The sequence below is a fragment of the Delftia sp. Lp-1 genome (assembly GCF_020523835.1).
GTDB lineage: Bacteria > Pseudomonadota > Gammaproteobacteria > Burkholderiales > Burkholderiaceae_C > Comamonas > Comamonas acidovorans.
Map to the genome: position 1 here is coordinate 2,740,541 of NZ_JAJALJ010000001.1, position 25,219 is coordinate 2,765,759.

The 25,219-nt window shown below is 63.9% G+C and carries 38 protein-coding genes; 16 read left to right on the plus strand and 22 right to left on the minus strand.

What is annotated here, in order from left to right:
• The first annotated feature begins 34 nt into the window (after positions 1-34).
• Complete coding sequence (locus LGR64_RS12260; protein WP_046988181.1) at positions 35-232, plus strand: hypothetical protein; 198 nt, start codon at positions 35-37, stop codon at positions 230-232.
• Here the strand turns inward: LGR64_RS12260 and LGR64_RS12265 are convergent.
• The gene (locus tag LGR64_RS12265) at positions 192-575 is read right to left on the minus strand and encodes a hypothetical protein (RefSeq protein WP_230355585.1); all 384 of its coding nucleotides are present in this window, start codon (positions 573-575) and stop codon (positions 192-194) included. The two genes, LGR64_RS12260 and LGR64_RS12265, sit on opposite strands and share 41 nt — an antisense overlap.
• Before the next feature lie 121 nt (positions 576-696).
• Between LGR64_RS12265 and LGR64_RS12270 the strand changes: the two genes are divergently transcribed.
• On the plus strand, positions 697-1,164 hold the full coding sequence (locus tag LGR64_RS12270) for a trypco2 family protein (protein ID WP_212645482.1): 468 nt from the start codon (positions 697-699) through the stop codon (positions 1,162-1,164).
• Here the strand turns inward: LGR64_RS12270 and LGR64_RS12275 are convergent.
• The 9 genes from LGR64_RS12275 to LGR64_RS12315 all read right to left on the minus strand — a co-directional run bounded on the left by LGR64_RS12275 (position 1,161) and on the right by LGR64_RS12315 (position 9,328).
• Positions 1,161-1,817 carry a phage adaptor protein gene (locus LGR64_RS12275; RefSeq protein ID WP_216293270.1) on the minus strand — a complete coding sequence of 219 codons (657 nt, stop codon included), beginning with the start codon at positions 1,815-1,817 and terminating at the stop codon, positions 1,161-1,163. The genes LGR64_RS12270 and LGR64_RS12275 overlap by 4 nt on opposite strands.
• A gap of 14 nt (positions 1,818-1,831) precedes the next feature.
• On the minus strand, positions 1,832-2,287 hold the full coding sequence (locus LGR64_RS12280) for a hypothetical protein (protein WP_230355587.1): 456 nt from the start codon (positions 2,285-2,287) through the stop codon (positions 1,832-1,834).
• 63 nt (positions 2,288-2,350) lie between these two features.
• A complete protein-coding gene (locus LGR64_RS12285; RefSeq protein ID WP_230355589.1) occupies positions 2,351-2,710 on the minus strand; it encodes a hypothetical protein in 360 nt (119 codons plus the stop codon).
• A 61-nt stretch (positions 2,711-2,771) separates the two neighbouring features.
• On the minus strand, positions 2,772-3,809 hold the full coding sequence (locus LGR64_RS12290; RefSeq protein ID WP_230355591.1) for a N4-gp56 family major capsid protein: 1,038 nt from the start codon (positions 3,807-3,809) through the stop codon (positions 2,772-2,774).
• A 26-nt stretch (positions 3,810-3,835) separates the two neighbouring features.
• Positions 3,836-4,789, minus strand: coding sequence for a hypothetical protein (locus LGR64_RS12295; RefSeq protein ID WP_230355593.1), 954 nt, complete (start codon positions 4,787-4,789; stop codon positions 3,836-3,838).
• Between the two features lie 31 nt (positions 4,790-4,820).
• On the minus strand, positions 4,821-5,042 hold the full coding sequence (locus LGR64_RS12300) for a hypothetical protein (RefSeq protein ID WP_230355594.1): 222 nt from the start codon (positions 5,040-5,042) through the stop codon (positions 4,821-4,823).
• 50 nt (positions 5,043-5,092) lie between these two features.
• Complete coding sequence (locus tag LGR64_RS12305; protein ID WP_230355596.1) at positions 5,093-7,327, minus strand: portal protein; 2,235 nt, start codon at positions 7,325-7,327, stop codon at positions 5,093-5,095.
• 1 nt (position 7,328) lies between these two features.
• Positions 7,329-8,633 carry a PBSX family phage terminase large subunit gene (locus LGR64_RS12310; protein WP_216293276.1) on the minus strand — a complete coding sequence of 435 codons (1,305 nt, stop codon included), beginning with the start codon at positions 8,631-8,633 and terminating at the stop codon, positions 7,329-7,331.
• The gene (locus tag LGR64_RS12315) at positions 8,630-9,328 is read right to left on the minus strand and encodes a hypothetical protein (RefSeq protein WP_230355598.1); all 699 of its coding nucleotides are present in this window, start codon (positions 9,326-9,328) and stop codon (positions 8,630-8,632) included. The genes LGR64_RS12310 and LGR64_RS12315 overlap by 4 nt, the downstream gene beginning before the upstream one ends.
• 112 nt (positions 9,329-9,440) lie before the next feature.
• Between LGR64_RS12315 and LGR64_RS12320 the strand changes: the two genes are divergently transcribed.
• Entirely contained in the window at positions 9,441-10,223 is a 783-nt protein-coding gene (locus LGR64_RS12320; RefSeq protein ID WP_230355600.1) for a TIR domain-containing protein, read from the plus strand.
• 52 nt (positions 10,224-10,275) lie between these two features.
• Here the strand turns inward: LGR64_RS12320 and LGR64_RS12325 are convergent, their stop codons facing one another.
• From LGR64_RS12325 to LGR64_RS12370, 10 genes are all read right to left on the minus strand, one after another.
• Entirely contained in the window at positions 10,276-10,803 is a 528-nt protein-coding gene (locus LGR64_RS12325) for a hypothetical protein (RefSeq protein WP_097201813.1), read from the minus strand.
• 90 nt (positions 10,804-10,893) lie between these two features.
• Positions 10,894-11,355 carry a recombination protein NinB gene (locus LGR64_RS12330; RefSeq protein WP_230355603.1) on the minus strand — a complete coding sequence of 154 codons (462 nt, stop codon included), beginning with the start codon at positions 11,353-11,355 and terminating at the stop codon, positions 10,894-10,896.
• Positions 11,352-11,816 carry a RusA family crossover junction endodeoxyribonuclease gene (locus LGR64_RS12335; protein ID WP_043821403.1) on the minus strand — a complete coding sequence of 155 codons (465 nt, stop codon included), beginning with the start codon at positions 11,814-11,816 and terminating at the stop codon, positions 11,352-11,354. The genes LGR64_RS12330 and LGR64_RS12335 overlap by 4 nt, the downstream gene beginning before the upstream one ends.
• An 11-nt stretch (positions 11,817-11,827) precedes the next feature.
• Entirely contained in the window at positions 11,828-13,219 is a 1,392-nt protein-coding gene (locus LGR64_RS12340) for a replicative DNA helicase (protein ID WP_230355605.1), read from the minus strand.
• A complete protein-coding gene (locus LGR64_RS12345; RefSeq protein ID WP_230355607.1) occupies positions 13,216-14,121 on the minus strand; it encodes a hypothetical protein in 906 nt (301 codons plus the stop codon). Before LGR64_RS12345 ends, LGR64_RS12340 begins: the two co-directional genes overlap by 4 nt.
• Entirely contained in the window at positions 14,114-14,431 is a 318-nt protein-coding gene (locus LGR64_RS12350) for a hypothetical protein (protein WP_230355609.1), read from the minus strand. The genes LGR64_RS12345 and LGR64_RS12350 overlap by 8 nt, the downstream gene beginning before the upstream one ends.
• Positions 14,428-14,580, minus strand: a complete 153-nt coding sequence (locus LGR64_RS12355; protein WP_185750867.1) for a hypothetical protein — start codon at positions 14,578-14,580, stop codon at positions 14,428-14,430. The genes LGR64_RS12350 and LGR64_RS12355 overlap by 4 nt, the downstream gene beginning before the upstream one ends.
• The gene (locus LGR64_RS12360; protein WP_230355611.1) at positions 14,573-15,103 is read right to left on the minus strand and encodes a hypothetical protein; all 531 of its coding nucleotides are present in this window, start codon (positions 15,101-15,103) and stop codon (positions 14,573-14,575) included. The genes LGR64_RS12355 and LGR64_RS12360 overlap by 8 nt, the downstream gene beginning before the upstream one ends.
• A 114-nt stretch (positions 15,104-15,217) precedes the next feature.
• Positions 15,218-15,400 carry a hypothetical protein gene (locus LGR64_RS12365; RefSeq protein WP_043821329.1) on the minus strand — a complete coding sequence of 61 codons (183 nt, stop codon included), beginning with the start codon at positions 15,398-15,400 and terminating at the stop codon, positions 15,218-15,220.
• On the minus strand, positions 15,400-15,792 hold the full coding sequence (locus LGR64_RS12370) for a hypothetical protein (RefSeq protein WP_230355613.1): 393 nt from the start codon (positions 15,790-15,792) through the stop codon (positions 15,400-15,402). The genes LGR64_RS12365 and LGR64_RS12370 overlap by 1 nt, the downstream gene beginning before the upstream one ends.
• On the opposite strand from LGR64_RS12370, the gene LGR64_RS12375 reads away from it, so the two are divergent.
• Positions 15,791-16,219 (plus strand): hypothetical protein, encoded by a 429-nt coding sequence (locus LGR64_RS12375; protein ID WP_230355615.1) that lies wholly within the window; start codon positions 15,791-15,793, stop codon positions 16,217-16,219. The genes LGR64_RS12370 and LGR64_RS12375 overlap by 2 nt on opposite strands.
• Positions 16,220-16,349: 130 nt before the next feature.
• Here the strand turns inward: LGR64_RS12375 and LGR64_RS12380 are convergent, their stop codons facing one another.
• Positions 16,350-16,652: a hypothetical protein gene (locus tag LGR64_RS12380; RefSeq protein WP_230355617.1), complete on the minus strand. Its 303-nt coding sequence runs from the start codon at positions 16,650-16,652 to the stop codon at positions 16,350-16,352.
• Between the two features lie 93 nt (positions 16,653-16,745).
• On the opposite strand from LGR64_RS12380, the gene LGR64_RS12385 reads away from it, so the two are divergent.
• The 3 genes from LGR64_RS12385 to LGR64_RS12395 all read left to right on the plus strand — a co-directional run bounded on the left by LGR64_RS12385 (position 16,746) and on the right by LGR64_RS12395 (position 17,975).
• Positions 16,746-17,087, plus strand: a complete 342-nt coding sequence (locus tag LGR64_RS12385; protein ID WP_043821342.1) for a hypothetical protein — start codon at positions 16,746-16,748, stop codon at positions 17,085-17,087.
• Positions 17,088-17,170: 83 nt separating this feature from the next.
• The gene (locus tag LGR64_RS12390) at positions 17,171-17,437 is read left to right on the plus strand and encodes a hypothetical protein (RefSeq protein ID WP_230355618.1); all 267 of its coding nucleotides are present in this window, start codon (positions 17,171-17,173) and stop codon (positions 17,435-17,437) included.
• 319 nt (positions 17,438-17,756) lie between these two features.
• Positions 17,757-17,975, plus strand: a complete 219-nt coding sequence (locus tag LGR64_RS12395) for a hypothetical protein (protein WP_230355620.1) — start codon at positions 17,757-17,759, stop codon at positions 17,973-17,975.
• Positions 17,976-18,490: 515 nt separating this feature from the next.
• On the opposite strand, the gene LGR64_RS12400 is transcribed toward LGR64_RS12395, so the two are convergent.
• A complete protein-coding gene (locus LGR64_RS12400; protein ID WP_180288413.1) occupies positions 18,491-18,628 on the minus strand; it encodes a hypothetical protein in 138 nt (45 codons plus the stop codon).
• A gap of 111 nt (positions 18,629-18,739) precedes the next feature.
• On the opposite strand from LGR64_RS12400, the gene LGR64_RS12405 reads away from it, so the two are divergent.
• From LGR64_RS12405 to LGR64_RS12445, 9 genes are all read left to right on the plus strand, one after another.
• Positions 18,740-19,081, plus strand: a complete 342-nt coding sequence (locus LGR64_RS12405) for a hypothetical protein (protein ID WP_097201801.1) — start codon at positions 18,740-18,742, stop codon at positions 19,079-19,081.
• Positions 19,071-19,343, plus strand: coding sequence for a hypothetical protein (locus tag LGR64_RS12410; RefSeq protein ID WP_230355622.1), 273 nt, complete (start codon positions 19,071-19,073; stop codon positions 19,341-19,343). Before LGR64_RS12405 ends, LGR64_RS12410 begins: the two co-directional genes overlap by 11 nt.
• A complete protein-coding gene (locus LGR64_RS12415) occupies positions 19,340-19,504 on the plus strand; it encodes a hypothetical protein (protein WP_185750866.1) in 165 nt (54 codons plus the stop codon). The genes LGR64_RS12410 and LGR64_RS12415 overlap by 4 nt, the downstream gene beginning before the upstream one ends.
• Before the next feature lie 115 nt (positions 19,505-19,619).
• A complete protein-coding gene (locus LGR64_RS12420; protein WP_230355625.1) occupies positions 19,620-20,609 on the plus strand; it encodes a recombinase RecT in 990 nt (329 codons plus the stop codon).
• A 1-nt stretch (position 20,610) separates the two neighbouring features.
• A complete protein-coding gene (locus LGR64_RS12425; RefSeq protein ID WP_230355627.1) occupies positions 20,611-22,407 on the plus strand; it encodes a YqaJ viral recombinase family protein in 1,797 nt (598 codons plus the stop codon).
• An 86-nt stretch (positions 22,408-22,493) separates the two neighbouring features.
• A complete protein-coding gene (locus LGR64_RS12430; RefSeq protein ID WP_230355629.1) occupies positions 22,494-23,126 on the plus strand; it encodes a 3'-5' exonuclease in 633 nt (210 codons plus the stop codon).
• A 29-nt stretch (positions 23,127-23,155) separates the two neighbouring features.
• Entirely contained in the window at positions 23,156-23,854 is a 699-nt protein-coding gene (locus tag LGR64_RS12435) for a hypothetical protein (RefSeq protein WP_198820379.1), read from the plus strand.
• A gap of 52 nt (positions 23,855-23,906) precedes the next feature.
• Positions 23,907-24,203, plus strand: a complete 297-nt coding sequence (locus LGR64_RS12440) for an H-NS histone family protein (protein WP_141836187.1) — start codon at positions 23,907-23,909, stop codon at positions 24,201-24,203.
• A 370-nt stretch (positions 24,204-24,573) separates the two neighbouring features.
• Positions 24,574-25,182: a hypothetical protein gene (locus LGR64_RS12445; RefSeq protein ID WP_141836184.1), complete on the plus strand. Its 609-nt coding sequence runs from the start codon at positions 24,574-24,576 to the stop codon at positions 25,180-25,182.
• Positions 25,183-25,219: the final 37 nt, after the last annotated feature.

The window sequence follows — 25,219 nt, forward strand, 5'->3', positions numbered from 1 at the left end:
AAAATTGGCAACACCACTCCTCAGCTGCTCAAATATGAAAAAAGCCGACCGCGAAGCCGAACTGCAGCAGCTGTGGCGACAGCGCCCCGCTGACCAGCGCACTGCAGTGGATGTCTTGGCCTTCTACACCTGGGTGCAGCAGAACCGGGCCTACCTCTTCTACGGCATGAAGGGTGACCCGTACCAAGTGCTCAAGTCGGTTCTGCGCGGCCAGATTGCTGGAGAGCCTTGAGCGCGGCCCGACAGATCTCGTCCGGCGTCAGCACCAGAAGCAAGGTGGCCGTGCCGGCGTGATCCGGCGTGGAGCCCCAACCCCAATGCCGGGCGGCCAGCTCCAGCTCATGCTCGAAGGCTTGGCGATCAGGGCCTGTCAGCATGCGGCCCACCACGTCGGCAGCCGCTGTCCAGTCGCTGGAGAAGAACGGCGCACCCCAGGGCCAGGCGTCGATGGTTTCGCGGGACAGGCCGAACACCTGATGCGCAATCTCGATGTCGAGGCTCTCGTCGCTTTCCCCTTTTCGCACACGCGATCCAACGCTTGGGGCAGAACCGTATACCAAAGTTGCTTTACGCATTGATTGCCTTTCCACTCTATTTGCGCCACTGTCCTCTCAATTTCTCAATGGGCAAAACCCTGGAGGGGGAATCATGAATTCGACATAGCATGCAATCTCCTAAACGGAGAGGGTCACTCAAATGAGCAAAGTACTGCAAGCAACAGCCATAGCAATGAGCGTCTTGGTGCTCACAGGCTGCCACACGATGCAACGGGTTCCAGAGCCCACTGCAGATCTTGGAGAGGTATTGGAAGCTCTGCGCAAAGACATCTACGATGTTCAAACAAGTAGCCCCAATCGCCCCGCCAACCTCGCTATCAAAACAGCTACAGTCGTGCTGAAGATTACCGCGACTCAAGGCTCGAATTTGACTGCTGGTGTTGAGAAAGCTCCCGTCAAGCTCTCTTACACACGAACGACATCAGGCACTCTGGAAAACACCATAACGCTTGAATTGACCAACCCGTGCACCCAGGACTCTACGGTCAGTGCAAAGGATGGGGCTGCCACGAAGGTCACTTGCCTTGGGGGCCTCGACGCGAAGAAAGACTTCACACCTGCGCCGGTGATCATGACGTCACCCCCAAAAATCGGCGGGTTGCGTTAAGCCAGCGGCCCCGGGACAGCCACCTCGCGCGACCGCACCCACTCTTCATTGCGCCCGCTGGCCTTGCGCCCGAACTCTTCCTCGAAGCGGCGCATGCAGACGGCGGCCTTGGCATCGTTGTAGAGCTCGGTGTCCTGGGTGCTGTAGGCCCGGTAGAGCATCCATTCGACCAGGGCCTTGTGCAGCTCCGGGCGGATCTCGGGCTTGTCGATATCGCAGCGCAGCGGCTTGAGAGGCAGCCGCTGCACGGTCAGCCGGATCTCGCCGGCTGCCGCAGGCGTAGGCCAAAGGTGCAGCCGGCCCGTGGTCATGCCGGTGATCAAGCGCTGCGGCACGTCCTGGCGCTCCTGGAACTGCCAGCCCGGCATGATGCAGTCCATCTCTTCCACGTTGAGCACTTCGAGCGGCTGGCGAGCCACGAAGGCGCGCAGCACGCGCACCACCTGCGGGGCCAGCGCCACGGACTCGTCGCCCGCAGCGAACTCCACCTTGCACATGGGAGAGGTGGAGTCACGCAGCAGCTGGGCGCGGCGGCACGCCTCCTCCTGGGCCTCGTTGGCGTAGATCGTCAGGATCGGGTCCCGGCACAGCGGATCGGGCTCGGCATCGTCGGCCTGTGCCCGATACAGCTGGATCATCTCCTGGAGGTTCATGGCGGGCCTTCAGGTCAGGAGGCGAGGATGGAGCGCAGCCAGGCCTGGCCCAGCCGGTTGTCGTCGCGGTTCACCTGGAACGGGTAGCGCAGGCTGTTGATGGGCTGCACAACGTTCATGCGCTCGCCCAGGCGGTCGTCCAGTTCTTGGTCGTAGCCGGTTTCCTTGGCACGGGCCAAGCGCTCGACGAACTTGCGCTTGACCACGATGGGGAAGTTGCGGCGGAACATCTGGATGACGCCGTTCACCGAGACCTGCACGAACTGGGCTTCGTTGTCGCGGCCTCCGGACAGCACCGTGACCATCACGGGCTCGTTCATGAAGGCTTCCAGCTCGGCATCCTTGAGCGTCACCGGGCTGTCGATGATCTCGGGCGAGAAGTCCGGCACGATGCCGAACTCCATGGGAGGCGTGGCGCCCAGGTATTCGTTGGTGGCGTCCGTTTCGTTCTTGCGGGGGGTGGTGGCCATGTTGATGTCCTTGCGGGGATGTGAGGTGGCCCAGGGCGAGCGCCCCAGGACCACGGGTGGGCTTCAGCTGCGCGCTTCGTAGACGCAGGTCTTGGAAGCCAGGACGGCCGCCAGGGTGGCGTTCTGCGACACGCGGAAGCCGCGTTCATCGACCGTGATGCCGTTGGCGGCATCCAGGGTGCGGACGCCGTCGGCACCGGTCTTGAGGCACGAGCCAGCGGCCATGCCCTCGAACCACTCGATCTGCACGCGGTCGGTGACGTTGATCCAGCGGACTTGGCTGGGCTTGAAGCCGATCTCGACGCGGGTGGTGTCCCCCACGACGATGGCGGTGGCGTCGTAGACCACCTTGCCCTGAGCGGAACTCTGGGAGTCCTGCTTGTCGGTCTTGGTGCGGGTCTGGCCCGCAGTGTTGTCGGCCATGATGGGTTCTCCGTGGGAGTTGAGGTTCAGAGTGGAGGGAGGACCGAAGCCCTCCCCGGCCTTACAGCGCGGTCACCCCGGCTTCGGCCACCGCCATCCAGCCCTCGTTGAGCATGGTGCAGGCCATGTAGAACTTGGCGCCCACGTAGCCGCGCTGGCCCAGCGGATCGCTCTTGTCCTTCACCCCGGGCGGGATGTAGGTCGGGTCGATGGAGTCGGAACCGCGCAGAGCCAGCTGGCCCCAGGCATCCTCGCCGACCATGATGAACGGGTAGACGTCCACGTTGGTCGCGCCCGTCAGGCCGGTGCTGCCGATGGCTGCGCCTGCGCCGGCATAGGGCGCCAGTTCCGCGCTGGTGATGAAGCGGAAGTTCTCGCAGGAGCCAATTTCCTGGGTGTGCACCGGCTTGCGGCTGCCGTAGGCGCTGACGTGCGTGAAGCCCGGCAGGTCACGGGCGTCAGCCTCGCCGTCCGTGTGCACGAAGACCAAGTAGCTGGCTTCCACGGGCTTGGTGGCGATCATCGCCGAGGGCGACAGGATGCCCGTGATGCGCTTGGCGTGGTTGGCCTGCAGGTTACGGCTGATCTTGCGCAGCAGGTTCAGGCTGATCTTCGCGTTCACGGCTGCACGGCTGGCACCGCCGCCGGCATAGAACACGTTGGTACAGGCCTTGAGCACGCCGTAGCGGATCATCTCGCGGACCAGAGCAATGCGCTCGCCGCACTGCTTCTTCATCTCGGCCGGCACGTCGTCCTCGTAGGTGTCCGCCGTCTGGTCGGTGAGCTGGTAGAGGCAGCCGTACTGCTTGAGCGTGACCTGGATGTCCTGCGGCACCAGCGTGTCGGCGCCGGGCGTCACGCCCTCGGTCAGCTCGTGGGCCACAGGATTGGCCTGCGGCCGATTGCGGGTGTTCCAGTCCGTGTTCGCTGCACCCCAGGGGAGGTAGCGGCGGTGCACGATGGTCTTGCCCTGGTTCTTGGGGAGCGCGCGCTGCTGGCCAGTGATGCCCAGCACTTCGCTCGCCACAGCGTGGGCGAGGATGTCGCCCTTGATCTTGCCGATCCGCGGCGCCGGGTTGCCGCTTTCGTATTGAGCCATGATGTTCTCCTTCGGGCCTGGCTATCTCAGCGCTGGCCCATGGTGGCCTGGAAGGCGGCCAAAAATTCTTCCTCTTCAGTGGGCGCGGCCTGGGGGCGCGGTGCGTTGCCGCTGGGCGTGACGGCAGCCTTGAGCCGTGCCTGCCCCTTCGCGGCCTTGTCGGCGGCGGTGGCGCGGGCGGTGGTCCATGCCTCGTACTTGCCCAGCAAGGAGCCCATGCCGTCGGCCGTGGCCGCTTCGGCGAATTCCTGCTGCACCTGCTCCCCTTGGGCGTTCAGCCACAGGTTGAATTCCTGCGAACTGATCTTTTCGCGCCAGCCCGTGTGCATGCGGTCCAGCACAGCCATCTCCAACGCCATGGGATCGGGCCCGGCCTGTTCCTGCGGCGCATCGCCCGTGGCCACGGGTTGCTGCGCTTCGGCTGGTGGGGCTTCCTGGCGGGGTTGCTGGCCTGCAACCATGTGGCGCACCAACTGCACGACGTCGGGGTAGTCCTGCTCCAACTGCTTCAGTTCGGGCGGCAACTCGGGCGCCGCTGCGGGCGCCGGGGCTGCTGGGGCCGCAGGAGCGGGTTGCTGCGACTTGCGCAGCAGATCGCCGATGCTCCCGTGTGCTTTGTCCAACTGGCGTTTGATCGCATCCACCTCGGCGGCGTTGTCCAGCAGGCGGCGCAGCTCACTGCGCTTGAGGCCGGCGAACTCGACAGGATCGTCATCCTCGGTCGTGGCCGGCTGCTGCTGGGCGGGCTGCCCCTCAGTGCCGGCGGCGGCCGTGGCCTCCTCCTGCTGTTGCTCGCTGGCTTCTTGCGTCACAGCTTCCTTGCCGCCCTGCTCGGCCGCAGCACCTACGGGCGCTGCAGTGGATGCGGGCGGCTCGGTGCCGGACGTCTCAGCGAAGGCGCGATGGAAATCGGCCTCCTCTTGAGCACGGGCCTCGGCCTGCTGTTGAGCCTGCTGTTCCTGCTGTTGTTGCTCGTCCATGCGTCATGCACTCCTGTGTGTCGTGCTGAGGTCAGTAGCCGGGGCCACCGATGTCAGCGGTATGTGCCGGGTCTGGTTTGTCCAGTGCCAGCAGTTCTTTCCAGGCCGCGATGCGCCCACGCAGTTCAGCGGTGCGCAGCGCGTCCATGGTTGGGCTGTCGTTCTTCTTGCGCAGGGTGTCGATCTGCGCGTTGGCATGGCGCTCGATGGCGCGCCATGTCGGTGAGGTGAAGTCCAGGCCCGGGTTTGTCATGGCATCCAGTGTTCCGGGAAGCCACGCCTATGACGAACCCTGGCCGGGGGTCAGCCCCGCGCGCCGTCAGCGGCCGGCGTCTCGATGCCCTGGCGCACGCCCAGCAGCGGGCTGTCAGGGCGCAGTGGCGTCAGCGGATCGGTGTTGTTGGGCACGGCGCCAGGGTCAGGCTGCTGCTGGGGTGTGATCCAGCCCGACGGCTGCGGCACGATGGGCGCAGCGTCCTGGTCGACATAGCCGCCCGAGCGCAGCAGCCCGTCGGCGACTGGCGCCGCGCCGGGGTTCAGGGCGAGGACCTGCGCAGCCTGGGTGCCGCTGTACAAGGTGTCCACGTTCACGCCCACGGTCTGTGCACGCGCCCTGCCCGCCTCTGCATCGGTCTTGCCTGCCTGGGCCTCCAGCAGCTTGGCCTTGGCCTGCAGCGTCGGGTCCTGGCCCTGCTGGGCACGCTGCGCCTTCTGTTGATCCGTGAGTTGGAAGTTGGCCGGGTCCAGGCGCTGGCCCTTGCACAGCTCGGCCGCCAGTTTGGCCGGGTCCAGCTCGTAGATGGGATTGGCAGAGACCTGCAGCAGCGTCATCAGGAACTGCTGTTGGGCGTCGCGCTCGACCAGCGCAGAGGAGGCGCGGACGTCGATCTGGAAGTCGCCCTTGATGGACTCGTCGTCCGAGTAGGTCATCATCCAGTCGAAGTACCGCTGGATGTGGGGCCGGGTCATGTAGTCGTCGAACCGCTTGGCCAGGCGCCGCAGCACGCTGGTGGCGTTGTTGTTCTGCATCTGCATGCCGCCCAGGGTGTTGGGTGCATCGCCGCGGATGCCCTGCAGCATGGCCGGCATGCCCGTGGTGTCCTCGGCCACCTTCAGCGCGAACTGAATGGTGTTCATCAGCGTGACCTGGGCGCTGGGCACTGTGAAGGCGTTGAATGCTCCGCGCACATCGGACACATCCGCATTTGCTTCGGCACGCCAGATCTTCCCGGGCCGCAGACTCCAGACACCATCTTCCGGCGTCACACCGTTCCCGATCACCACCTGAGGCGCTGCGGACAGGCCGTTGTTGTCCATCATGGCGCGGGCTGCACCATTGAGCATGCGCTGCGCCGTACGGACCTGCCGGCTGATGCCGACGCCCCAGGGCATGCCCGGGCGGCGCTGCCAGGCCAGCACGTCATAGGGGAACTCGCCATCTTCCTGGGGACTGAGCACGACCTTCACCAGGCGGTCGTTGATCATCACCGCCATGGTGGGCACGCGGTCCTCGTCGCCCTCCTCCATCTCCACGCCCAGGCGCGCCAGGTGCTCACGGGCGCAGTGACCGTAGAAGATCCACATCTCGAACTCGTTCTCGCCCGGCCGGTACACGGCCTCCGTGCCCTCACGGGTTCGGGACGGTCCTTCGCGCAGCACCGCCAGCAATTCGGCGGTTTCGTAGCTGGGATCGGCCAGCATCTCCTTGATCTGGCGCGGGCCGATGTGCTCGCGCTCCCAGGTGTATCCGCCGTTGTGGAGGTTTTCTCCGCAGGCTGGGTCCGGGAAGAAGTTCCAGGCGTCAATGCGCTTGGAGCCGGGCTTGATCTCGTCGAATTTGACGAACTCCGTGGTCTGCGTCACCGGATCCTTGATGGCCATCCGGCTGGTGCGCATCACTGGATAGGGTCCCTTGAAGACACCGGAGCCGATGCGCGCTGAGTCCTCGATCAGCTGTCGCATCTCTCCATGCCAATTGCTCTCGACCAGCGAATCCTCGATCGCGCGCTGCATGCCCTTGGCGGCTTCGGCCGCATTGTGGATCTGCTCCTGGACGAATTCCTCCACGGTCTTCTGCTTGTAGATCCCGCCCATGGCGTCCATCAGCCGCTGGCGCAATGCTGGGCTGAGCGTCGGCAAAGGCGTGGCCTTGATCTCCCAGGCCCGGTCATCCGTGGGCAGCAACATGTCAGCCACGCGGGCGCTGGCCGCATCGGTATAGGGGCGCGTGATGTTGAGGAAAACCACCGACCGGGCCGGTCCCTGCTGCTTGGGCTGGCCGCCCACGATGGCCATCTTCCTGCTGCGGTACAGCTGGTTGGCGTTCTGGAATGACCGGTTGGCGTCGTCGATGCCCTGGTAGTGCTCCTCGTCCTCGGTCCACTCCTCCTCGATGCCCGAGCCGGCGCGGCCGGCAATGGCCTCGCGGCGCTTGGAAAGGAGCGTCAGGACGAACTTGGCGCGCAGGTCGCGCTGAGGCTCGCCGCCGTCATCGTGCTGCTGGGCCAGCAGGCCCCCCTGGTTGGTGGTGGCTTGCATGTCAGTACCCTATCTCGTTGTCCAGTGGCTGCCAGCCGCCGCCCCGAGGAGCGACGGGCCGCTGCTGCTGTGAGCGCAGCATGTGCTCGGCCGATTGAGCGATGTAGCGGAAGTTGTCGGCGCCGTGGCTGTACTGGTCGTGCAGCGGTCCCATGGCCTCGCCGGTCTTGGTGCTGACGTGGCGCTGGTACCGCTTCAGGCACTCCAGCAGGCGCGCCGTCTTCGCCGCGTCGAAGTAGCAGCGCGGGAACAGCATGCGAGCGGCCTTGATGCCCTCTTCCACGTCCAGCGCGGCCAGGCACACGACCTGCCGGCGCCCCAGCTCGCGCAGCAGCATCTCGGCGTTCTTGCCGGTCTGCGGGTTCTTGGTCTTGCCGTCGTGAGGCAGGTAGTCGATGCCCCAGCGATACGGGCGCTTCTCCAGTTGGGCCACGTACCAGTCGTAGGTGTGGTGGCTGTCTTCCAGGTAGTCGATGACGCGCACGTCCTGCGGGCCGACCTGCACCATGGAGATGGTCATGGCGTCGTTCCAGCCCAGGTCCCAGACCGTGTGCACGGGCAGGCGCGGGTCGTAGGGGACGCGGCAGGCCCGGCCGTCGGCATACAGGTGCTCCACCTCGTGGCGATAGATTGCGCCGGCGGCCACCTTGCGGGCCTTGCCCTCCCAGATGTGCTCGTAGTCGTCCTTGAGCATGGAGCGCTTGGCCTTCTGGCGCTCGTCCTCCAGCACCACGGGAAACCAGGGGTTGTCGCGCCAGTTGATCTGGCAGACCCAAGTGTCCGGGCTGGGCGTGGCGATGAACCGCTGGTAGGTCTCGTCCGTCTCCATGTCCGGGTTCAGGGTCAGCCAGATCTCTGAGCCTTCCTTGCGGATGGTCGGGATCAGCACGTCCCAGGACTTCTTGCTGACGCCGTGGGCCTCTTCCACCCAGACGATGTCCACGCCCTCGAAGGACTTGATGGTGTCCACCGTGTGGGACTGCAGGCCCGAGAACAGGAACAGCGAGCCGTTGATGCCCCGGATCTCGGAGTCCAGCACCTCGAAAAAGGCTTCCAGGCCCAGGCGCGAGATGGTGTCCTTCAGCAGGCGATGCACCGAGTCCTTCATGGACCGCTGGATCTCGCGGGCGCACAGCACGCGCAGCGGCCGGTCGGCGGCCATGGCCAGGAGGACGGCGGCCACAGCCCAGGACTTGCCGCCGCCACGGCCACCGTGCATGACCTTGTAGCGCCGGGGCGAGAACAGGGCCTGCAGCTTCTCGGCCAGCTGCAGCTTGGTGAATGGGAGCTCGGCAGGCGCGTTCATGCGTCGTCGTCCTCCCGCACAGCAGGCCGCACGAACTCCACAGCGATGCGGGCCACGCCGCCCTCCCCTGGCCCTGCGCCCACGGGATCGACCTTGTCCATTCCGAAGGCGGTGCGCTCCATGTCCACCACGACGCGCAGGCTCTCGGCCAGCACCTTCAAGGTCTTGGAGCGCTCAGGCAGGCTGATGACGGCCTCCAGCAGCTCGCCGTAGCGGTCGCGCCCCGGCTTCTCTCCAGGCGTCACCACGGCAGCGGCCAGCTCCTGCAGCTTGGCCAGGGTGGCCGGGTCAGTCTGCTGCTCCAGCTCGTCCATCAGCCTGTTGGTGAGCTGGCGAACACGGCGCGCGTCCTTGCGGTGGCCCAGCCGAACGTCGGCCACAGCCTGGGCGTTGCCATCGATGACAGCCCGTTCCCGGACTTTGGTATCCGCGGATACCTGGCTGGATACCGCCGCCCTGGATACCAGCGCATCAGCCTTGGCCTGGATCTTCTGGGACAGGTCACGCTCCCATCCATCACGCTTGGCGCGCTTGTTGATGGCGCCGTGGGTGATGCCGTTCTCGTCGGCGATCTGGCGAAGAGTCTTGATGCCGGCCCGGTAGTCCAGCTCTATGCGCTCCCAGTCAGGGGAGCGGGGGCCGGGGGCTGCGCCCCCTGCGCTGGGGGCTTGATCGGGATGCGGAGAAGATGGCATGCCCGGAGTCTCCCGGGCGCGTGTCTTTTAGGCGAACCCTAGGCAGGGGAGCTTTCACATACTTCTACAATCATCGAGACACACTTCCTTACGTCGCAGAGGAGATCTATTCATGAACGTTTTTCTCAGTTGGTCAGGCACACGTAGTTGCCTTGTAGCGGAAGCGCTAAAGCCTTGGCTGAAATGCGTGTTGCAAACTACAACGCCCTGGATCTCGACAACAGATATCGAGCGCGGCTCGCTGTGGCAAAAAGACATAGGCAAGCAGCTTCAGGATAGTACGGTAGGAATTATCTGCCTAACCCGTGAGAATCTGAATAGTGCCTGGATACTTTTCGAAGCAGGCGCGCTGGCAAAAGGATTGGAAACCAGTCGGGTCTGTACGCTTTTGATAGATTTGCCGGTTAGCGAGGTCACTGGCCCATTATCTCAATTCAACCATACTCCCGTTGACAAACAAAGTGTTGAAAAACTCATTAACAGCATAAATCAACAACTCGCTTCTCCAGTTGACGGTGTTACTCTTCGAAAGACTTTCGAAGTATTCTGGCCTGATCTAGAAAAGCGGATAGCCGAAATCATCGCAGTAACACCCAACCAAGACCCTCCAGAGCCGCCCAAGGAATCAGATATTCTTAAAGATATTGCAGGCAACCTCGGGATACTAATCAACAGAATTACACAGCTAGAAACCAAGATTCAACACACCCCTTCTTCACCAAATTTAGGATTATCCAGTGGTGGTTTGCTAGGTTATATGGCAACTACTCCTCAGGAGTTGCTAGAACAGGAAATAGCACAACAAAAGATCATGACTCTAGAGGACATGAAAAGAGCAATGTTTCCCCCAGACCGTTCCATAGGCAGCGTTCACACAAGAAAGAAAAAAGAATAGCCAAATCCTCAAAGAGGAAGCAGGGTTTGCGGAGACTGACCGCGTCAGTAATTCAACCGATCAGCGACATCTGCCCGGCATCCCCATCCTGCACCCTCTTCTGCAACTGCTGCACCACCTTGCGCAGCTCCAGGATCTCGTCGGCCTGGTGCCTATTGCGCACCGTGAATTCGGTCAGGATGGCGCCCATGTCGTGCTGGGTCTGCATGTTGGAGAACTGCATTGCGTAGCCCTGGAACATGCGGGCAATGCGCCGAGCCGTGGCTTCATTGACGCGCAATTGCTGGTCACCAGCCTCAATGATCACCAGCCCCTCAGGCAATTCCGTCATCGACACAGCCTCGGGCTCGGGCCGGCCCATCATTGGCGCGAAGACACCATCCCGAATGCGGCGCAGGCGGCCGTCATCGATCAGGCGCGACACGTGGTCGTCGATGATGGTCATCTTCAGGCCTGTGATTGCCTGCAGTTCCGAGCGCGAGCAGACCTGGCCCTGGGTGTGCAGGTCCTGGATAGTGGCCCAGATGATGTCGGCGCTGGTGCGGTCGTCGATTTGCGGCGTGGTGGTGCTGGTGGTCAATGGCTTCTCCCGGTAGACTATTGCTTGCTCAGGACAACAGTCCGGGGAGGCCCGCCACGTGCGGGCTTTCTTTTTTTCAGGGCCAGCAATTCATCGCATCTCGTCCTCCCACGGTTTGAACACCACGCCGGCCTCGGTGCCAAAGGCATAGAGCCATTCGACGAAGCCCTTGGCCAGCTTGTTCGAGAACTTCTTCGTGGGCACGCCCAGCATCACGACCTCCCCGCGCAGGCCACGGCCCATCCGCATCTCGCCCAGGCGCACCCACTCGTCGCGGAACTGAACATCGTCCAGCGTGTCCACGCGGAAGGCGCTTATCAGGATGCGCTTGGCATCCTCCACGTTGGCCAAGTCCCCGCCCAACTGCTGGCTGATCTGGTTGATCTGGCCGTGGAAGTGGCGGCTGTGGCGCTCCTCCCGGCACTCAGGCCGGATCTCCAGCACCAGGCGCTTTCCCTCGCGCAGCCAGCCTTTGACCTGCCGCCACGCGCCGTTGACGGCGATATGCCCCTGCTCGGGCGTCTTGAGCAGGACGGTCAGGTGCTCGCTCATGCCAGCGCTCCCAGCAGGTCGCCCTGCTCTACCGAGGGTTCCTGCTCGCCCACGGGCTTGATCGTCACGATCACACCGGGCGCGGCCGCGTAGCGCTTCGTCTTCACGACATCCACCACCTGCACGTCGTCCTTCCAGACCACGCCGTTGATGGCGTCGTAGACGGCCTTCTCGATGTTGTCGATGTCCGGCTTGGTCGTTGGTCGGATGGCGCCGGCCAGGGCCTGCTGCTGCTTCTTACGGGACCAGCTGGCCGGCACCTGGCAGTTGATGAGCAGGTGAACGTCCATGGCGCCTTCCAGCAGCGCGCGGCCGGCCATGGCGATGCTGGCGGCGTGGGCCACCAAGCCCTCGTAGTTCACCGTCTTGGCGGGCGTGAACATGCGGGCGTGCTGGCCCACCTTGCCGATGCGGGGGCGGCCCTTGCCGACGGGTTGGCCGGGAACGGTAAAGGTGATCATGGTCGTCTCTTTCACTCGAAGTCGGCCGAACGGCCAGGGGTGGTGCTCGGCCGGGCGCCGTACCAGTTGGAGAAGGTCAGCAGCGGGCCCGTGTACTTGACGTCGATGTCGCCGGTGGCGCCGCCGCGCTGCTTGGCCACGCGGATGACGCCGTAGTAGCGCCAGGCGTCGCCCAGGCTGGGCTTGTGCTGGATGGGTCGATGCGCGAACAGCACGATGTCGGCGTCCTGCTCGATCTCGCCGCAGTCGCGCAGGTCGGACAGGATCGGCATGCCGTCCACGCGCTTCTCCACCTCACGGTTGAGCTGGGCCAGCAGCAGGATCGTGATGTCCAGCTCCTTCGCCAGCTTCTTGAGGTTGCGCGTGATCTCGCCGAGCTGGGTGGTGCGGTTGTCCTTCGGGTTCGCGCCTTCCAGCAGGCCCAGGTAGTCGATGATCAGCAGACGCAGGCCGTGCCGGCGCTTGAGCGCGCGGGCCTTCGTGCGCACGGTGTTGATGTTGTGGCCGGTCTTGTCCGTCACGTAGAACGGGCGGGCCTTCACGCGCTCGGCTGCTGCCACCACGGCGGCGCCCTCTTCGTCGGTCAGGCGCTTGGGCAGGCGGATCTTGCTGTACGAGACCTCTGCCTCTGAGGCGATCTGGCGCTCGTACAGCTGGATGCGCGGCATCTCCAGCGAGAACATGGCGCAGGTCTGCTTGAGCTTGGAGCCGTGGCTGCCGATGCCCAGGGCCAGCGCTGTTTTGCCCATGCCAGGTCGGCCGGCGATGATGACCAGTTCCCCGGGCCGCAGGCCCCCGTCGAGCTGGTTGTCCAGGTCGGCCAGGCCTGTGGGCATGAATGGCTCCTCGATGCCGCTGGCGCGCCGGTCCAGCTCCTGTAGGAACTCGTCCATGCCTGCGGAGGCATCGACCCATTCGTCGCCGGGACCATCGGACACCAGGCCGGCCAGCTGCGCCGAAACCTGCTCGATGCGGTCACCGATGGGCAGTGCGTGGTCGCGCGCCAGCTCCCGGGCCTTGTCCACTACGCCCAGCAGTTGGCGGCTCAGCGCACGCTCCCGGACGATCTCGGCGTAGCGCCGGGCCGACGAGCCGTTGACAGTCCCAGCGTTGAAGAGGGCCGTGAGGTAGCCCAGATCGACCTGGCCGCCCAGCTGCTCGTGCACCGTGATCGGGTCCACGGCCTTTGCGGCCACGGCCAGCGCGGCGATGGCGCCGTAGACCGCTCCGTGTGTCTCGTCCGCGAAGTCCTTGGCTTGCAGCAGGTCGCCGACCACGTCGTAGAGCCGGCTGTCCATCAGCAGGGACCCCAGCACAGCGTGCTCAGCCTCGAAGCTGGCCAGCGGCATCGCTGCGGCGCCGTCGAAAACTTCGTCCAGAGGGGGCATGGAGCGGGCGTTCATGCTGCGGTCCTTGTTTTTTCGATGACGTGCTTCATGCCCTTTTCGCTGAGCAGGAAGTCGAGATCGCACTGCCAGCTGGCGTGCTCTCCGCTGCGGTAGCCGCGGCCCATCAGGAAGTCGTTGTCGCGGGCACGGCCGAAGTAGTCGCGGATCCAGGCCGTGGCCTGCTCGGCGGTCTCTGCACGCGGCGTGCCGTCGGATTTCTTGCTCGTCAGGGCGAAGCGCCAGAGCTTGCCCACGGCCTTGCGGCGGCCCTCGTTGAGCAGGCGAACCTTCGGCAGTTCGGGCAGGACTTCGTGGTACAGGTCAACCAGGTCCTGAACCGGGCAGTTCGGCAGTCCAGGCTTGCCAGGTGCGTTTTCGCCGGGCTGGTCGTCGGCGCTGCCGACAGAGCCGTAAGGCTCTTTCTTTTCCTGCTCCTGTTCTTGTTCCTGTTCTTGGCTTCGTAGGGTCTTGCAAGGGGGTTGCATAGCCCCTTCTTCTCCCCTTCGTCCATGCAAGTGAAATGCTTCGGCATAGCGGTCGAAGAACTCGCCCAGAAACGGGTTGTCCGGCAAGGCGTCGTAGTCCTTCTGGATGCCCTTGCAGCGCAGGTCAGACCCCTTCAGTTCAGAGGCAATCTGGTAGCTGGCCATCTCGTGCACCCACACGAATTCCGACTCATCGTCATAGGAGCAGTAACCCGCTTCGATGCACTGCTGAAGGCCCTTGCGAGCCCCTTCTTCACCAAGGCCGGTTTCGTAGGCCATGTACAGCACGGGCTGGGCATACAGGCCCAGCATGTTGGAGCTGGGCGAGGTCATCAGGTAAAAGGCCACCACAAGCCCCTCCGGCTGCTTGCGCAGGGCCTTGAAGGTCTTGCCGTGCCACATCTTGGGGACGGCTTTGGCGTAGTCACGCATTGGGAGCACCTCCCAGCACGCGCTCCATTTCGGTCTGGCGCTCAGGTGTGCGCAGCGCGATCAGGCCGTACATGGCGCGCTTTGCCCGATCGGCGCACGGGCGGTGCAGAACCTTGCCGGTGCGCTGGAAGTCCAGCATGTCGGCGTGCAGCAGTAGACCCTGGGCCTGAATGCGCATCTCAAGGGCCTGCTGCTCCAGCGGCATGGCTTCGGGGATCTCGGCGAAGTGCACCATCAGGACGGGCTCCGGCGCTGGCCGGCCGTCGATGCGCACCTTGCAGGCCTCGACAAAACGGATGGAGAGATTCATGCTGGCTCCTGGCCCTCGTAGGCGCGGGCGAACGCCTGGCCAGCGGGCGTGGTGGCCGGCCATGGGCATGCCTGTTCGATGGGCTGGCCAGCGGCGCGCGCTGCGTGCGCCAGGGCCTTGATGCGGTCGAGGCTGACGACTTCAGACATTGCCGCCCTCCTCGCCCCTGGGAGCCGATGCCACAGCGAAAGGATTCACAGGCACACGCTCGATCGTGATACTGGACTCATGCCAACGCTTCAAAGCCCAGCTGGTCAGGATCTGGCGGATCACATCGCCCCGGCTTGCATCGCTATCGCCGCTGTACAGGACATCGATGTGCGCCTGGATCACGTCCAGGGTGAACTTGCGCACAGACGCGCGGACCTCGGTCAGCTCGTCCTCGCGCAGTTGGCCAGCACGCGGGCGGAAGGAAACGATCTCGAACGGGTTCTCGGGGGCCAGGCGCATGTCCATTTGGGAATGGCGCCACCGGGCATCCGCCCAAGGGTCCAGGATCTCGTTGATCACTTGGTTCACGCTGCAGCGCAGTTCGCCCATCCGCACGCGGATCTGTACCGACGAGTCGAGCATCTTGTACGTGAACACCGGCAGGTTCATGCGCAGGTTCGTGTATTCCAGGTCTGGGTTGCGGCCCCGGGCGAGTTGAGGTGGCAGGTGGTCGTAGTTCATGTCTTTGTCCTGGCTGTGGTGGTCGTGGAGGACGAGGCCCTGGACGACGAATGGGACGTCAGCCGCAGGGAGCTGGATTCGTGGATGTATGGGCTGGCGCGGCGGCGCGGGTGCTCAGGCACAGCTGTCGCCCGCCAGCAGGTAGGAGACCCAGCAGAGCAACGCGACGTCACCGATCAAGCTCAGCACGTAGTTGCCAGTGGTCTGGGGTGGGAAGCTGCGCACGGTCAGCCAAAAGGCCCGGCACAGCACGCCAACGGCAATGAGGACGGCTGCGGTCCATAGGAATGCACGCATCAGGCGCCTCCTTTCTGTTGGGGTTTGTCGTTGGCGCCGCGTCCAATTGCGAACAGGCGCGTGGCCTCTTCATGGGTCAGCCGCAGTTCAGCGGCGCCCACCGTGATAACGATGCGGTCGTCCAAATCGGTGATGGAGATGGCGCGCGGCGCGCTTGGGCCAGCGAGAGACAGGCCCGTCATGGACTGTTGTGCAGACACCAGTGCCTGTTGCGCCCGAATCTGTTCTTTGACGTTGTCGAACGCCTGGAGCGCCGCAGCGTGAGCCTGCGGGATCGCGTCCAGCGAGGCCTGTTCGCGGCGCTCCTGCTCCTCGATGCGCGCTTCGACCTTGACGCCATCGGCCGTAACGAAGGACTCGCCAGGCCGCAGGGTGATCGTGCGGCTAAGCATGGCTCAGCCCCTGGATCAAGGCCTGACGCGACTTCAGGGTCTGCATGGCAGCGTGCAGGTTCAGGCTGGCCTGGTGCCAGGCCTCCATGCGGCGCTGTTCGCGGGCGCGGTGCAGGCGCTGCTGGTGCTGCGGCGGGCCGGCAGCGAAGGGGTGCCCGCCGCCTCCCGGCGCAGAATGGGAGTTCCTACACAACCATTCCCGAGAGGGGCGGACATGAAACAAGAACTGATCGCGCCCACAGCAACTCTTGCCGGAGCAATGCTCTCGAAGATCGAGTTGGAGTACAGCGACTTCACGCGGGGCATCGTTGCCAAGACGTTCGAAGACGCCTACTACGCCCTGCTGGAAGGCATTCAGCGCGTGGACACTGCAGAAGAAGCCCGGCGTGCGGGGCAGGCACAACACCCCTCCCAAGACGGAAGCTGACGGGCGCCGGCAACCTTCCCAGACGTGCGTCCTGCTGCGCTGCAGGGTTACAAAGAAGGCCGACCCTCGGTCCCAACGCTTCCCCGAAAACCTTTTGCTTGTCGGCTGGGCCCCGCCCAGGCGGTACGGCTTAGGCATGGCCGGGCTCCCCTTGGGTCTCGGCGGCTTGCAGCGACTTGGGGGGCGTCGGCTCGTACTCGGGCCAGATGTCCTTCCACTCGTCCGGATACCAAACATGACGAGGCACCTGCCCCAAGGTCACCTGCTCGATTGCCACGGCAGTTTTTGGCTTGGGCCTTCGCACCCCGTCGCGCCAATGTCGGATCTGGGTATCCTGCTTCGCGCCGACCCGCGATCTCAGTTCCGTGATCGAAAGTGCTCCCTGGGCTTCCAGGTACCGCCGTAGTTCGTCGCATGGCTTGAATGTGGTCATGCGGCGATTCTATATCTTTTGATACTTTTCAAGTATCTTTTGATATGCTCATAAAACAATAGCGTTCGATACTGACGCAATAAGCTTCACCGGATGAACACCGACGCACTCAACAACTTTCGGCGTGAGAGGCTGGACGCCCTTGCCACCCACATGGGCGGACGTGCTGCCCTTGGGCGAGCTCTGGGATACAAGGACGGCGGCTATATCAATCACATGGTCAACGGCCTTCGACCGATTACGGAGAAGACCATTGCTATGTGCGAGGAGCTTCCAGGCGCGACCGGTTGGTTTAGTGACACCAAGTATCAGGAGCGGGCCCTATCCAGAGAGGTGGTCGCAGCCATCGCGAAGCTGGAGCCTGCGGAGGTGCGACGTATCGAAAACTTGCTAAGAGGAATGCTGGATATCCCACAACTGCGTAGCCCACAATAGTCTCGCGCTACTAATTTTTTCAAATTGACAAATCGGACACTCACGGGAATACTGTACATAACAACAGTACACATGAGGCCCGTGTGATCACCGCTCAAACCGCACCACCACCACTCAACGGCGACCAAACAAAAGTGTTCCATCATTTCGGAGGCGGGCTTCTGAGCATCTCCACCCTCCAAGAGCAGGAAGCTTTTGCAAGAGGGCGCATCGAAGCTGCGGCCGATCTCGTGGAGCTGTGTGCAAGCGCACTCGGGCCCGAGCAGTGCCGCTTTCAAGGGGTTTTGATGCTTGCCCATAGCATGTTGCACGAGGCAAACAACGCCTTTCCTTCCGGGAAAAACAGGTAGAGAGCAAACGCTGCTTGAGCATCCATTGATGCCTCGCAGCTTTTTTTTGCTCCAACAAAGTATCTTTTGATATTGCTTCAATCAATATCTTTTGATACATTTCATCCCAACGACCCAGCCACCTGCTCCCAAGCAGGCCAAAGCTGCAAGTCGCCAGGGACTCAGTCCCGGGGCGCCCGGATGCAAGCCAATCCTCCGGTGAGGGTGGAACCCAAGAGCAAGAAAAACCAGCGGCGTGGGTGCGTCGCGATTGGGCCCGCAAGGGTCCAAACCTCAGCGTCTTCCGAGAGGGTGCTGAGGTTTGAATAAGGAGAGCGACATGGACTTCACGGGGCGCTACTTCAGCGATTTCAACGGGGCGCTTGAAGAGCTGGACCAGCTGTTTCCGATGCCGGTCAAGGAATTCGAGCAGCGCTGGCCTGGCGTCCGGGGCTTCCGAAACGACTGCAGTAGGAAGTGGGCGGGCCGGTCCGAGAGCGGCGAAACGCTCCCAGTGACGCACAAGCGAACCCAGAGCGGCCGGCTCACATCTGAATGAACACCAACCCCCGGCTTCGCGCCGGGGCCATCAGGAGTGCTGGCTGGTGGGCACGCGCCTTGGAGTGGCCCGCCCCGAAAGTGCGCTGCAGGTGGTATCTGCAGGGGCCAGCCAGCACCCTTGATGGCAAATCGTGACAGGCAGTCGCCCGCCTGCAAGCAGTGAAAGTCTAGCCACCGTCGATAGAGGAAAGCCGGGGCTTACACGGCATGCCATCATCCATACCCTGGCCACGGGGTCGCAGAGGCTTAGCAAGCCGCAGCAGGTGGAAGCCCTGCATCTTTTACTTTCCGTTCACATTTGCTCGGCCGAGTGCAGGGTATCGTGGACGCAATCAGTTTCACGCCGAGCCTGGGTTCCTCCTCCCTCCCTCTCTAATTCCCAGGCACGCCTTTCAGGCATCGGCACTTTGCACCAAGGCCCGCAGCTTCAACGTTCGCGGGCCTTTTCTTTTGCGGCCCGGGATGCTCCCACGCACCGCAAAAACAAAAACCCGCCGAGGCGGGTTCTTGGTTTCAGCAGTTGCCCTTCTTGGCTTGGCCAGGCGGGCAGCCGTGGGGATGGCTTTTGTACCCATCACGGTAGCCATCGTCATACACAGCACAGCCGCCGAGAACAAAGGCCGCAACGGCCATGGCGAAAGCGATTTTCATGTGGGCGCCTTTCATAGAGTTGTGGCCGGCAGTCTATGTCGAGCACCGACAGGCCTCTGTAAACCATTGTTCCGCAGCCCGTAGAGGGCTGTTTTCTTTTGGAGAACCGTCATGCTGATGACCGCCAACCCCTGCGCGGATGCGGAGCGCTGGGAGAACGAGATGGACCGCCGCGCCGCTGCGGCCGATGAAGACAGGGCCCGCGCCATGCAGAAGCTGCAGCGCGCGGCGGCGTTCATGACGCCCACGGACTGGTTCCACGAGCGCATGCCCGGTCCTTTCGGCCTGCCCATGTCCTTCGACGAAATGCTGGCCGAGGCCATCGCCGACGGTGATCACGACAGCATCACGGCACTCGGCGCGCTGATGGTCAGCCAGCCGGCCCTGCAGCTGCGCACCGCCGTCATGGCCCACATCGCCAACCGCTATCCGGAGGGCATCAATGCTGCCTGATACCCGCCCTCCCATCCAGCTCCAGCAATTGCCTCGCCGCAAAAAGCCCGCCATCAAGCGGGCTTCGCTGCTTCTGGGCCTTGTCCTGGGGCTGATTGCCCTTGTGCTGACCATGTCCGGCTGCAGCGCTGCGGACGCAGCACAGGACAGTGCCAGCCCCGCCGACCTGAAGCGCGCTGCCGCTGGAGCCTGGCTCTGCCCGGGTATGCATGCGCAGTGGCTCAGCGACACCCAAGTTCAATGTTTGAAGGAGCGGCCATGAGCCAAACCCTGACCTACCAACAGTTGCAGGAGCAGCGCGACGAGCTGGCCCAAATGGTGCGCGAAGCCTGCCAAAAGCTGGACCGCTGCCTGCCAGCCGGCGGCCAGTTCTGGCTGAAGCGCGTGAACGAGATGCTGCCGCAGGAGAACGCTGAAGCATGAACGCCCTCCTCCACCTGTTCCTCTGGCTGGGACTGAGCGCCATGTGCGCCGGCCTGGCCGCCCTCACTTCCGGCGCCTTCTGAGCGCCGTTTTCATTTCCACCACAGAGGTATTCATGAACAGCCTTGTCACCCAGGCCAGCGGCGGCCAGCTGCGCGCCGCCTCCCAATTCGACCTGAGCCCGCAGAACTTCGAGCAGGCCCTCACCTTCTCCAACTACCTCGCCGAGAGCGACATGGTGCCCAAGGATTTCAAGGGCAAGCCAGGCAACTGCTTGATCGCCATGCAATGGGGCGCGGAGCTGGGGCTGAAGCCGCTGCAGTCGCTGCAGAACCTGGCTGTGATCAACGGCCGACCTGCTCTCTGGGGCGATGCCGTCATCGCCCTGGTGCTGGCCAGCCCGGTCTGCGAGTACGTCAACGAGGACGACGACGGCAAGACGGCCTACTGCCGCGTGAAGCGCAAGGGCGGCGTCGAGCAGGTCCGCAGCTTCAGCATGGATGACGCCATCAAGGCGGGCTTGGCCGGCAAGCAGGGCCCGTGGTCGCAGTACCCCAAGCGCATGCGCCAGATGCGGGCCCGGGCCTTCGCACTGCGCGACGTGTTCCCCGACGTGCTGCGCGGCATGCCGGTGGCCGAGGAGCTGCAGGACATGGCCAACGCTGCGCCGCCGCCCGGCGAGCGCCACATGGGCGAGGCGGAAGTCGTGCAGCCCGCATGGCCCGCCGACCGCTGGGCTGCGCGTCTGCCATCGATCCTTGACGGGATCGCCCAGGGCAAGACCATCGATGACGCATTGGCCTGGCTGGGCAGCAAGGGCAAGGTCACGCCCGAGCAGGAGAAGCAACTGCGCGACGAAGTGGCCAAGCGCCAGGCCGCCAGCGCAGCGCCTGCTGGTGCTGCAGCAGAGGTTGCCGCCACGGTCGCTGACGCTGACGGCGTGATGGTGGTGGACGCGACCAAGTTGGAGCAGAACCTGAAGGATGCCTCTGACCTGGACGCGCTCTACAAGCACGGTTCCCTGCTGGACGCCGTGGAAGACCTGGCCGAACGCCAGCGCCTCACCGAGATCTTCGAGGCCCGCGTGGCCGAACTGGAGGGATGACATGCAGATCGTGAACCTCACGCAGGGCTCACCCGCTTGGCACCAGCACCGGGCCCAGCACTGGAATGCCAGCGACGCGCCGGCCATGATGGGCTGCAGCAGCTACAAGACGCGCAGCGAGCTGGTGCGCGAGCTGGCCACGGGCATCTCGCCAGAGGCAGACGCCGCCACCGAGCGCCGCTTCGCCGACGGCCACCGCTTCGAGGCCCTGGCCCGGCCGCTGGCCGAAGAGATCATCGGCGAAGAGCTTTCACCGTGCGTGGGCACCGAGGGCAAGCTCTCGGCCAGCTTCGACGGCCTCACGTTCATGAACGACACCGCGTTCGAACACAAGAGCCTGAACGACCGCCTGCGCGCGGCCATGGTCGAAGACTGCACGGGCGCCGACCTGCCGCTGCAGTACCAGGTGCAGATGGAGCAGCAGGCAGCTGTGGCCGGTTGCGATCGCATCCTGTTCATGGCCACGAAGTGGGCGCCCGACGGCACCCTGCTGGAGCAGCTGCACTGCTGGTACACACCCAACCCTGAGCTGCGCGCCCAGATCCTCGCCGGCTGGGAGCAGCTGGCCCTGGAGGTGGCCGCCTATGTGCCCACCGACACCAGCGCCGCGCCCGTGGTGGCCGAGCCCGTGGAAAGCCTGCCGGCCCTGGCCGTCCAGATGCATGGCAGCCTGCAGGTGGTGAACAACCTGCCCGCCTTTGGCGATGCGCTGCGCAGCTTCATCGAAAAGATGGTGCCCAAGCCAGCCACGGACCAAGAGTTCGCAGACGCCGAGGCAGAGTGCAAGGCGCTTAAGAAGGCCGAGGACATGCTGGACGCCGGCGAGGCCAGCGCCTTGGCGCAGGTCGAGGATGTGGAACTCTTCCGCCGTACTGTTGCCGATCTGCGAAGCCTGGCACGCAACACCCGCCTGGCACGCGAGAAGCTGGTGAAGGCCGAGAAAGAGGTTCGCAAGGCTGAGATCGTGACCAGCGCCCAGGCCAACCTGGACCAGCACATCGCGGCCCTGAACCAGCAGCGCCTGGGCGCCTCCTGGATTCCGCGCATTGCCGGCGGCTTCGCCGAAGCCATCCGGGGCAAGAAATCGCTGGACAACATGCGCGACGCCATCGCGGTGGTGCTGACCAACGCCAAGGCCGACGCCAACACGCTGGCCGGCCGGCTGGAAGCGAACCGCCAGCACCTGCGCCAGGAAGACGGCGACTGGATCGCGCTGTTCGCGGACTTCGCGGCCGTGGGCGGCAAAGCGCCCGAGGACTTCCAGGCCCTGGCCGCGCTGCGCATCGGGCAGCACCGGCAGGCCGAAGCCAAGCGCCTGGAGGCCGAGCGCGAGCGGATCCGCCAGGAGGAGCAGCAGCGCGCAGACGCCGAGGCCCGCGAGAAGCTGGCCCAGGCCAACGCCCAGGCACAGGCCGGCATCGCCGAAGGCCGCGAGGCTGGCGCGCTGTCCCAGCCGTTGCTGGACGACCTGAGCGCCACGGCCTCCCACGTGCACGACAGCGGCGTGGCAGCGCTGGACACGCAGCAGGCCATCAGCACGGCCCAGGCAAGCAGCGCAGCCGCAGCTCCTGCAGCAGAGGACAGCAGCGCCACGATCACCCTGGGCCAGCTCAATGCGCAGCTGGAACAGGAAGGCCTGGCCGTCAAGGTCTCGGCCGCCACGCTGGAGCTGCTGGGCCTGCCCTACCGAAAGGAGCGCGGCGCCGTCCTGGTGCTGGTCTCCGACGCCAAGCGCATGGCCCTGAAGCTGGCCCTGGGCTTCGAGAAGTTCGCCCACGCGCTCACCGCGCCTGCCTGATCCCGGGCCCTGCCCACCACCCCAGTGCCCGCTTCGCGCGGGCATTGTCTTTTCCACATCAGCCGCCTGGCCGAGAAAGCCTGAACATGAACCCCGCCCTCTTCTTCGACACGGAAACCACCGGCCTGCCGCTCTTCAAGGAGCCCAGCGAACACCCCGACCAGCCCCACCTGGTGCAGCTGGCCGCCAGCCTGGTGGACCTCGACACCCGCACGGTGCTTTCCAGCATCGATGTCATCGTCAAGCCGGACGGCTGGACCATCCCTGACGACGTGGCCAAGATCCACGGGATCACCACCGAGAAGGCGCTGGACCTGGGCGTGCCCGAGGATGTGGCCGTGAGCATGCTGCTGTCGATGTGGGGCGGTCGCATGCGCGTGGCCCACAACGAGAGCTTCGACGCCCGCATCCTGCGCATCGCCATCAAGCGCCACATCGATGCGCGCGAGCCCGCCGCTGCCCTGCCCCAATCCGACATCTGGAAGGCGGGCCCCAGCGCATGCACAGCGCTGCTGACCACCCCGATCTGCAAGCTGCCGCCCACCGAGAAGATGCGCGCCGCCGGCATAGGCAAGTTCAAGACGCCGAAGCTGGCCGAGGCCTACCACCACCTCTTCGGCCACGACTTCGAGGGCGCACACACAGCTGGTGCTGACGTCGCTGCCTGCATCGCTGTCTATTTCGCTGTCCAAGACCTGAAGACAGCGAAGGCAGCCTGACCCTGTTTCCACCACCACAAAGGAAAACCATGGCCTTCGAATTGGCTGAATCCACGGCCGTCACCATCACCAACGCCAACCCGCGGCGCGAGCTGCACGGCGAAGAGAAGGTGCGCGCAATCGACATCTCGTTCACGCTCACGGGCGAGAACACCCTGCTGGACCTGCTGGAGCCTGGGCTGCGCGAGCACCACTACTGCAACAAGGCGGCCACGGCCGGCCAGGAGGCGCTACCCGGCGTGCTGATCCCGCTGCCGAACCTGCGGCACCCACAGCTGCCCCTGCTCTACCACTACGGCAAGGGCCAGAAGTGGCGCGGCTACCGCTTCATCTGGGACTGGGGCATCGAAGACGCGCACGTGGACTTCATGGACGCCGTGCTGACCGGCCTGCACTACGAGCTGAGCGAAGGCGGCAGCGTCACCATCAAGGGCACCATCCAGTACAACGGCGACGAGCTGCAGGACAACGATGTCTTCGGCGAGCTGTCCGGCCTGGCAGCCGAGGGCGAGATCTACATCAAGCTGCTGGCCCCGGCCGAGCTGCAGCAAGCCAAGAAGGGCTACCGCGCTGGCAAGCCCGACACGCCCGCCAGCCAGCCTGAAAACGAGGACCAGCAGGAGCTGCGCGAGGAAGGCGAGGAAGAGCTGCCCACCGACCCGAACCACCCTGTGAACCAGACGCCCGAAGACGCCTTCGCGGCGGCTGTGACCGGCGAACCAGCCTGAACCATCCCCTGAACCACCCACGGCGCCAGCGCGGCGCCACGAAAGGAAATCCATGACCTCCTACACCGACCTGCTGGCCCGCAAGGCCGAACTCGACGCCCAGATCGCAGCGGCTCAGGCAGAGCGCAAAGCCGAGGGCATCGCCGCGGCCCGCGCGCTGATCCAGGAGCACGCCTTGACCGCTGCCGATGTCTTCCCGGCCCAGGGCAAGAAGGCCAAGAGCAGCGTGGGCGCCCCGAAGTACCGCGACCCCGCCACCGGCGCGACTTGGACAGGCCGGGGCAAGCCCCCAAACTGGATCAACGGCAAGGACCGCGAGCAATTCCTGATCGAAACAGCCAAAAGTTAGGCAAGGGTCTGCCGATACACCAAGTAAGGAGGTGCGCGCCAAGTCTAGGCGGCGCCTCAAGCCCCTGGTTGCTCGAGAGCCAGGGGCTTCTTCTTTCAAGCCCCCGCAGCTGGATCACGGTCCAGCACCGTACGCCGTTTCTCACATATCCCGGCTGGTCCTGGGGCATGAACACATCGAGTACAGGCGCTCCCGTTATTCAGGCCGACAACATTTGATCCCCATCAGAATTTCTTTCACCAGCCAATTCGGTTATTGAGCTAACAATTATTCGACTTGACCGATTAAATAACAATTCATAATATTCTTTCTCCATAAAAATATTGATTACGCAATATTTGTTGGATACAGACCATTGGAGGAATTTCAGGTGAACTTGAAGAAGATAGCTTTTTCCATAATCGCTGCGTTCTCGATCAGTCAAGCGTATGCCAGTGATTTCCATGATGTTGAGCAAGAAGGTGGCTCATTCCAGGTAAGTGCTCAGGCATCCATGGACATTTGTGCCAATGATCCCATCCCTGCTGGCTGGATCGTGACAAACATCTACCCTGGCTGCGGAACTGGGACTGGCCGCTACCAAATAGAACAGCTCAACACCAACTTCAATGAGATGTTCATGTGTGCCGTAACACCCGTTCCTGCTGGATGGGTCGTCGGCTCTGTGCAGGTCGGCTGCGGTCTTGCCGGATATGGACGCCTTCGACTCGTTCCCGTTCGAACAAGCTACATTTCCATGACGATGTGCAATGTTCCAACTGCGCAGGTTCCTCCCAATTGGGTGGTGACAAGTGTCAGCCAAGGCTGCGGCCTGCCAGGACTTGGTCAATACACAATCCAATACGCGAATCCGAGCTATCTCAACATGAAGATGTGCGCTTTTTCACCCGTTCCGCCAGGCTGGATGGTTGTAAGCAGCGAGGCTGGATGTGGGCTCCCTGGCATGGCCGGTGTCCGCTGGATCCGCTATGTAGGTTGAACTAGCCAGTAGTCGTATTTCAAAGCCCGCGCATCGC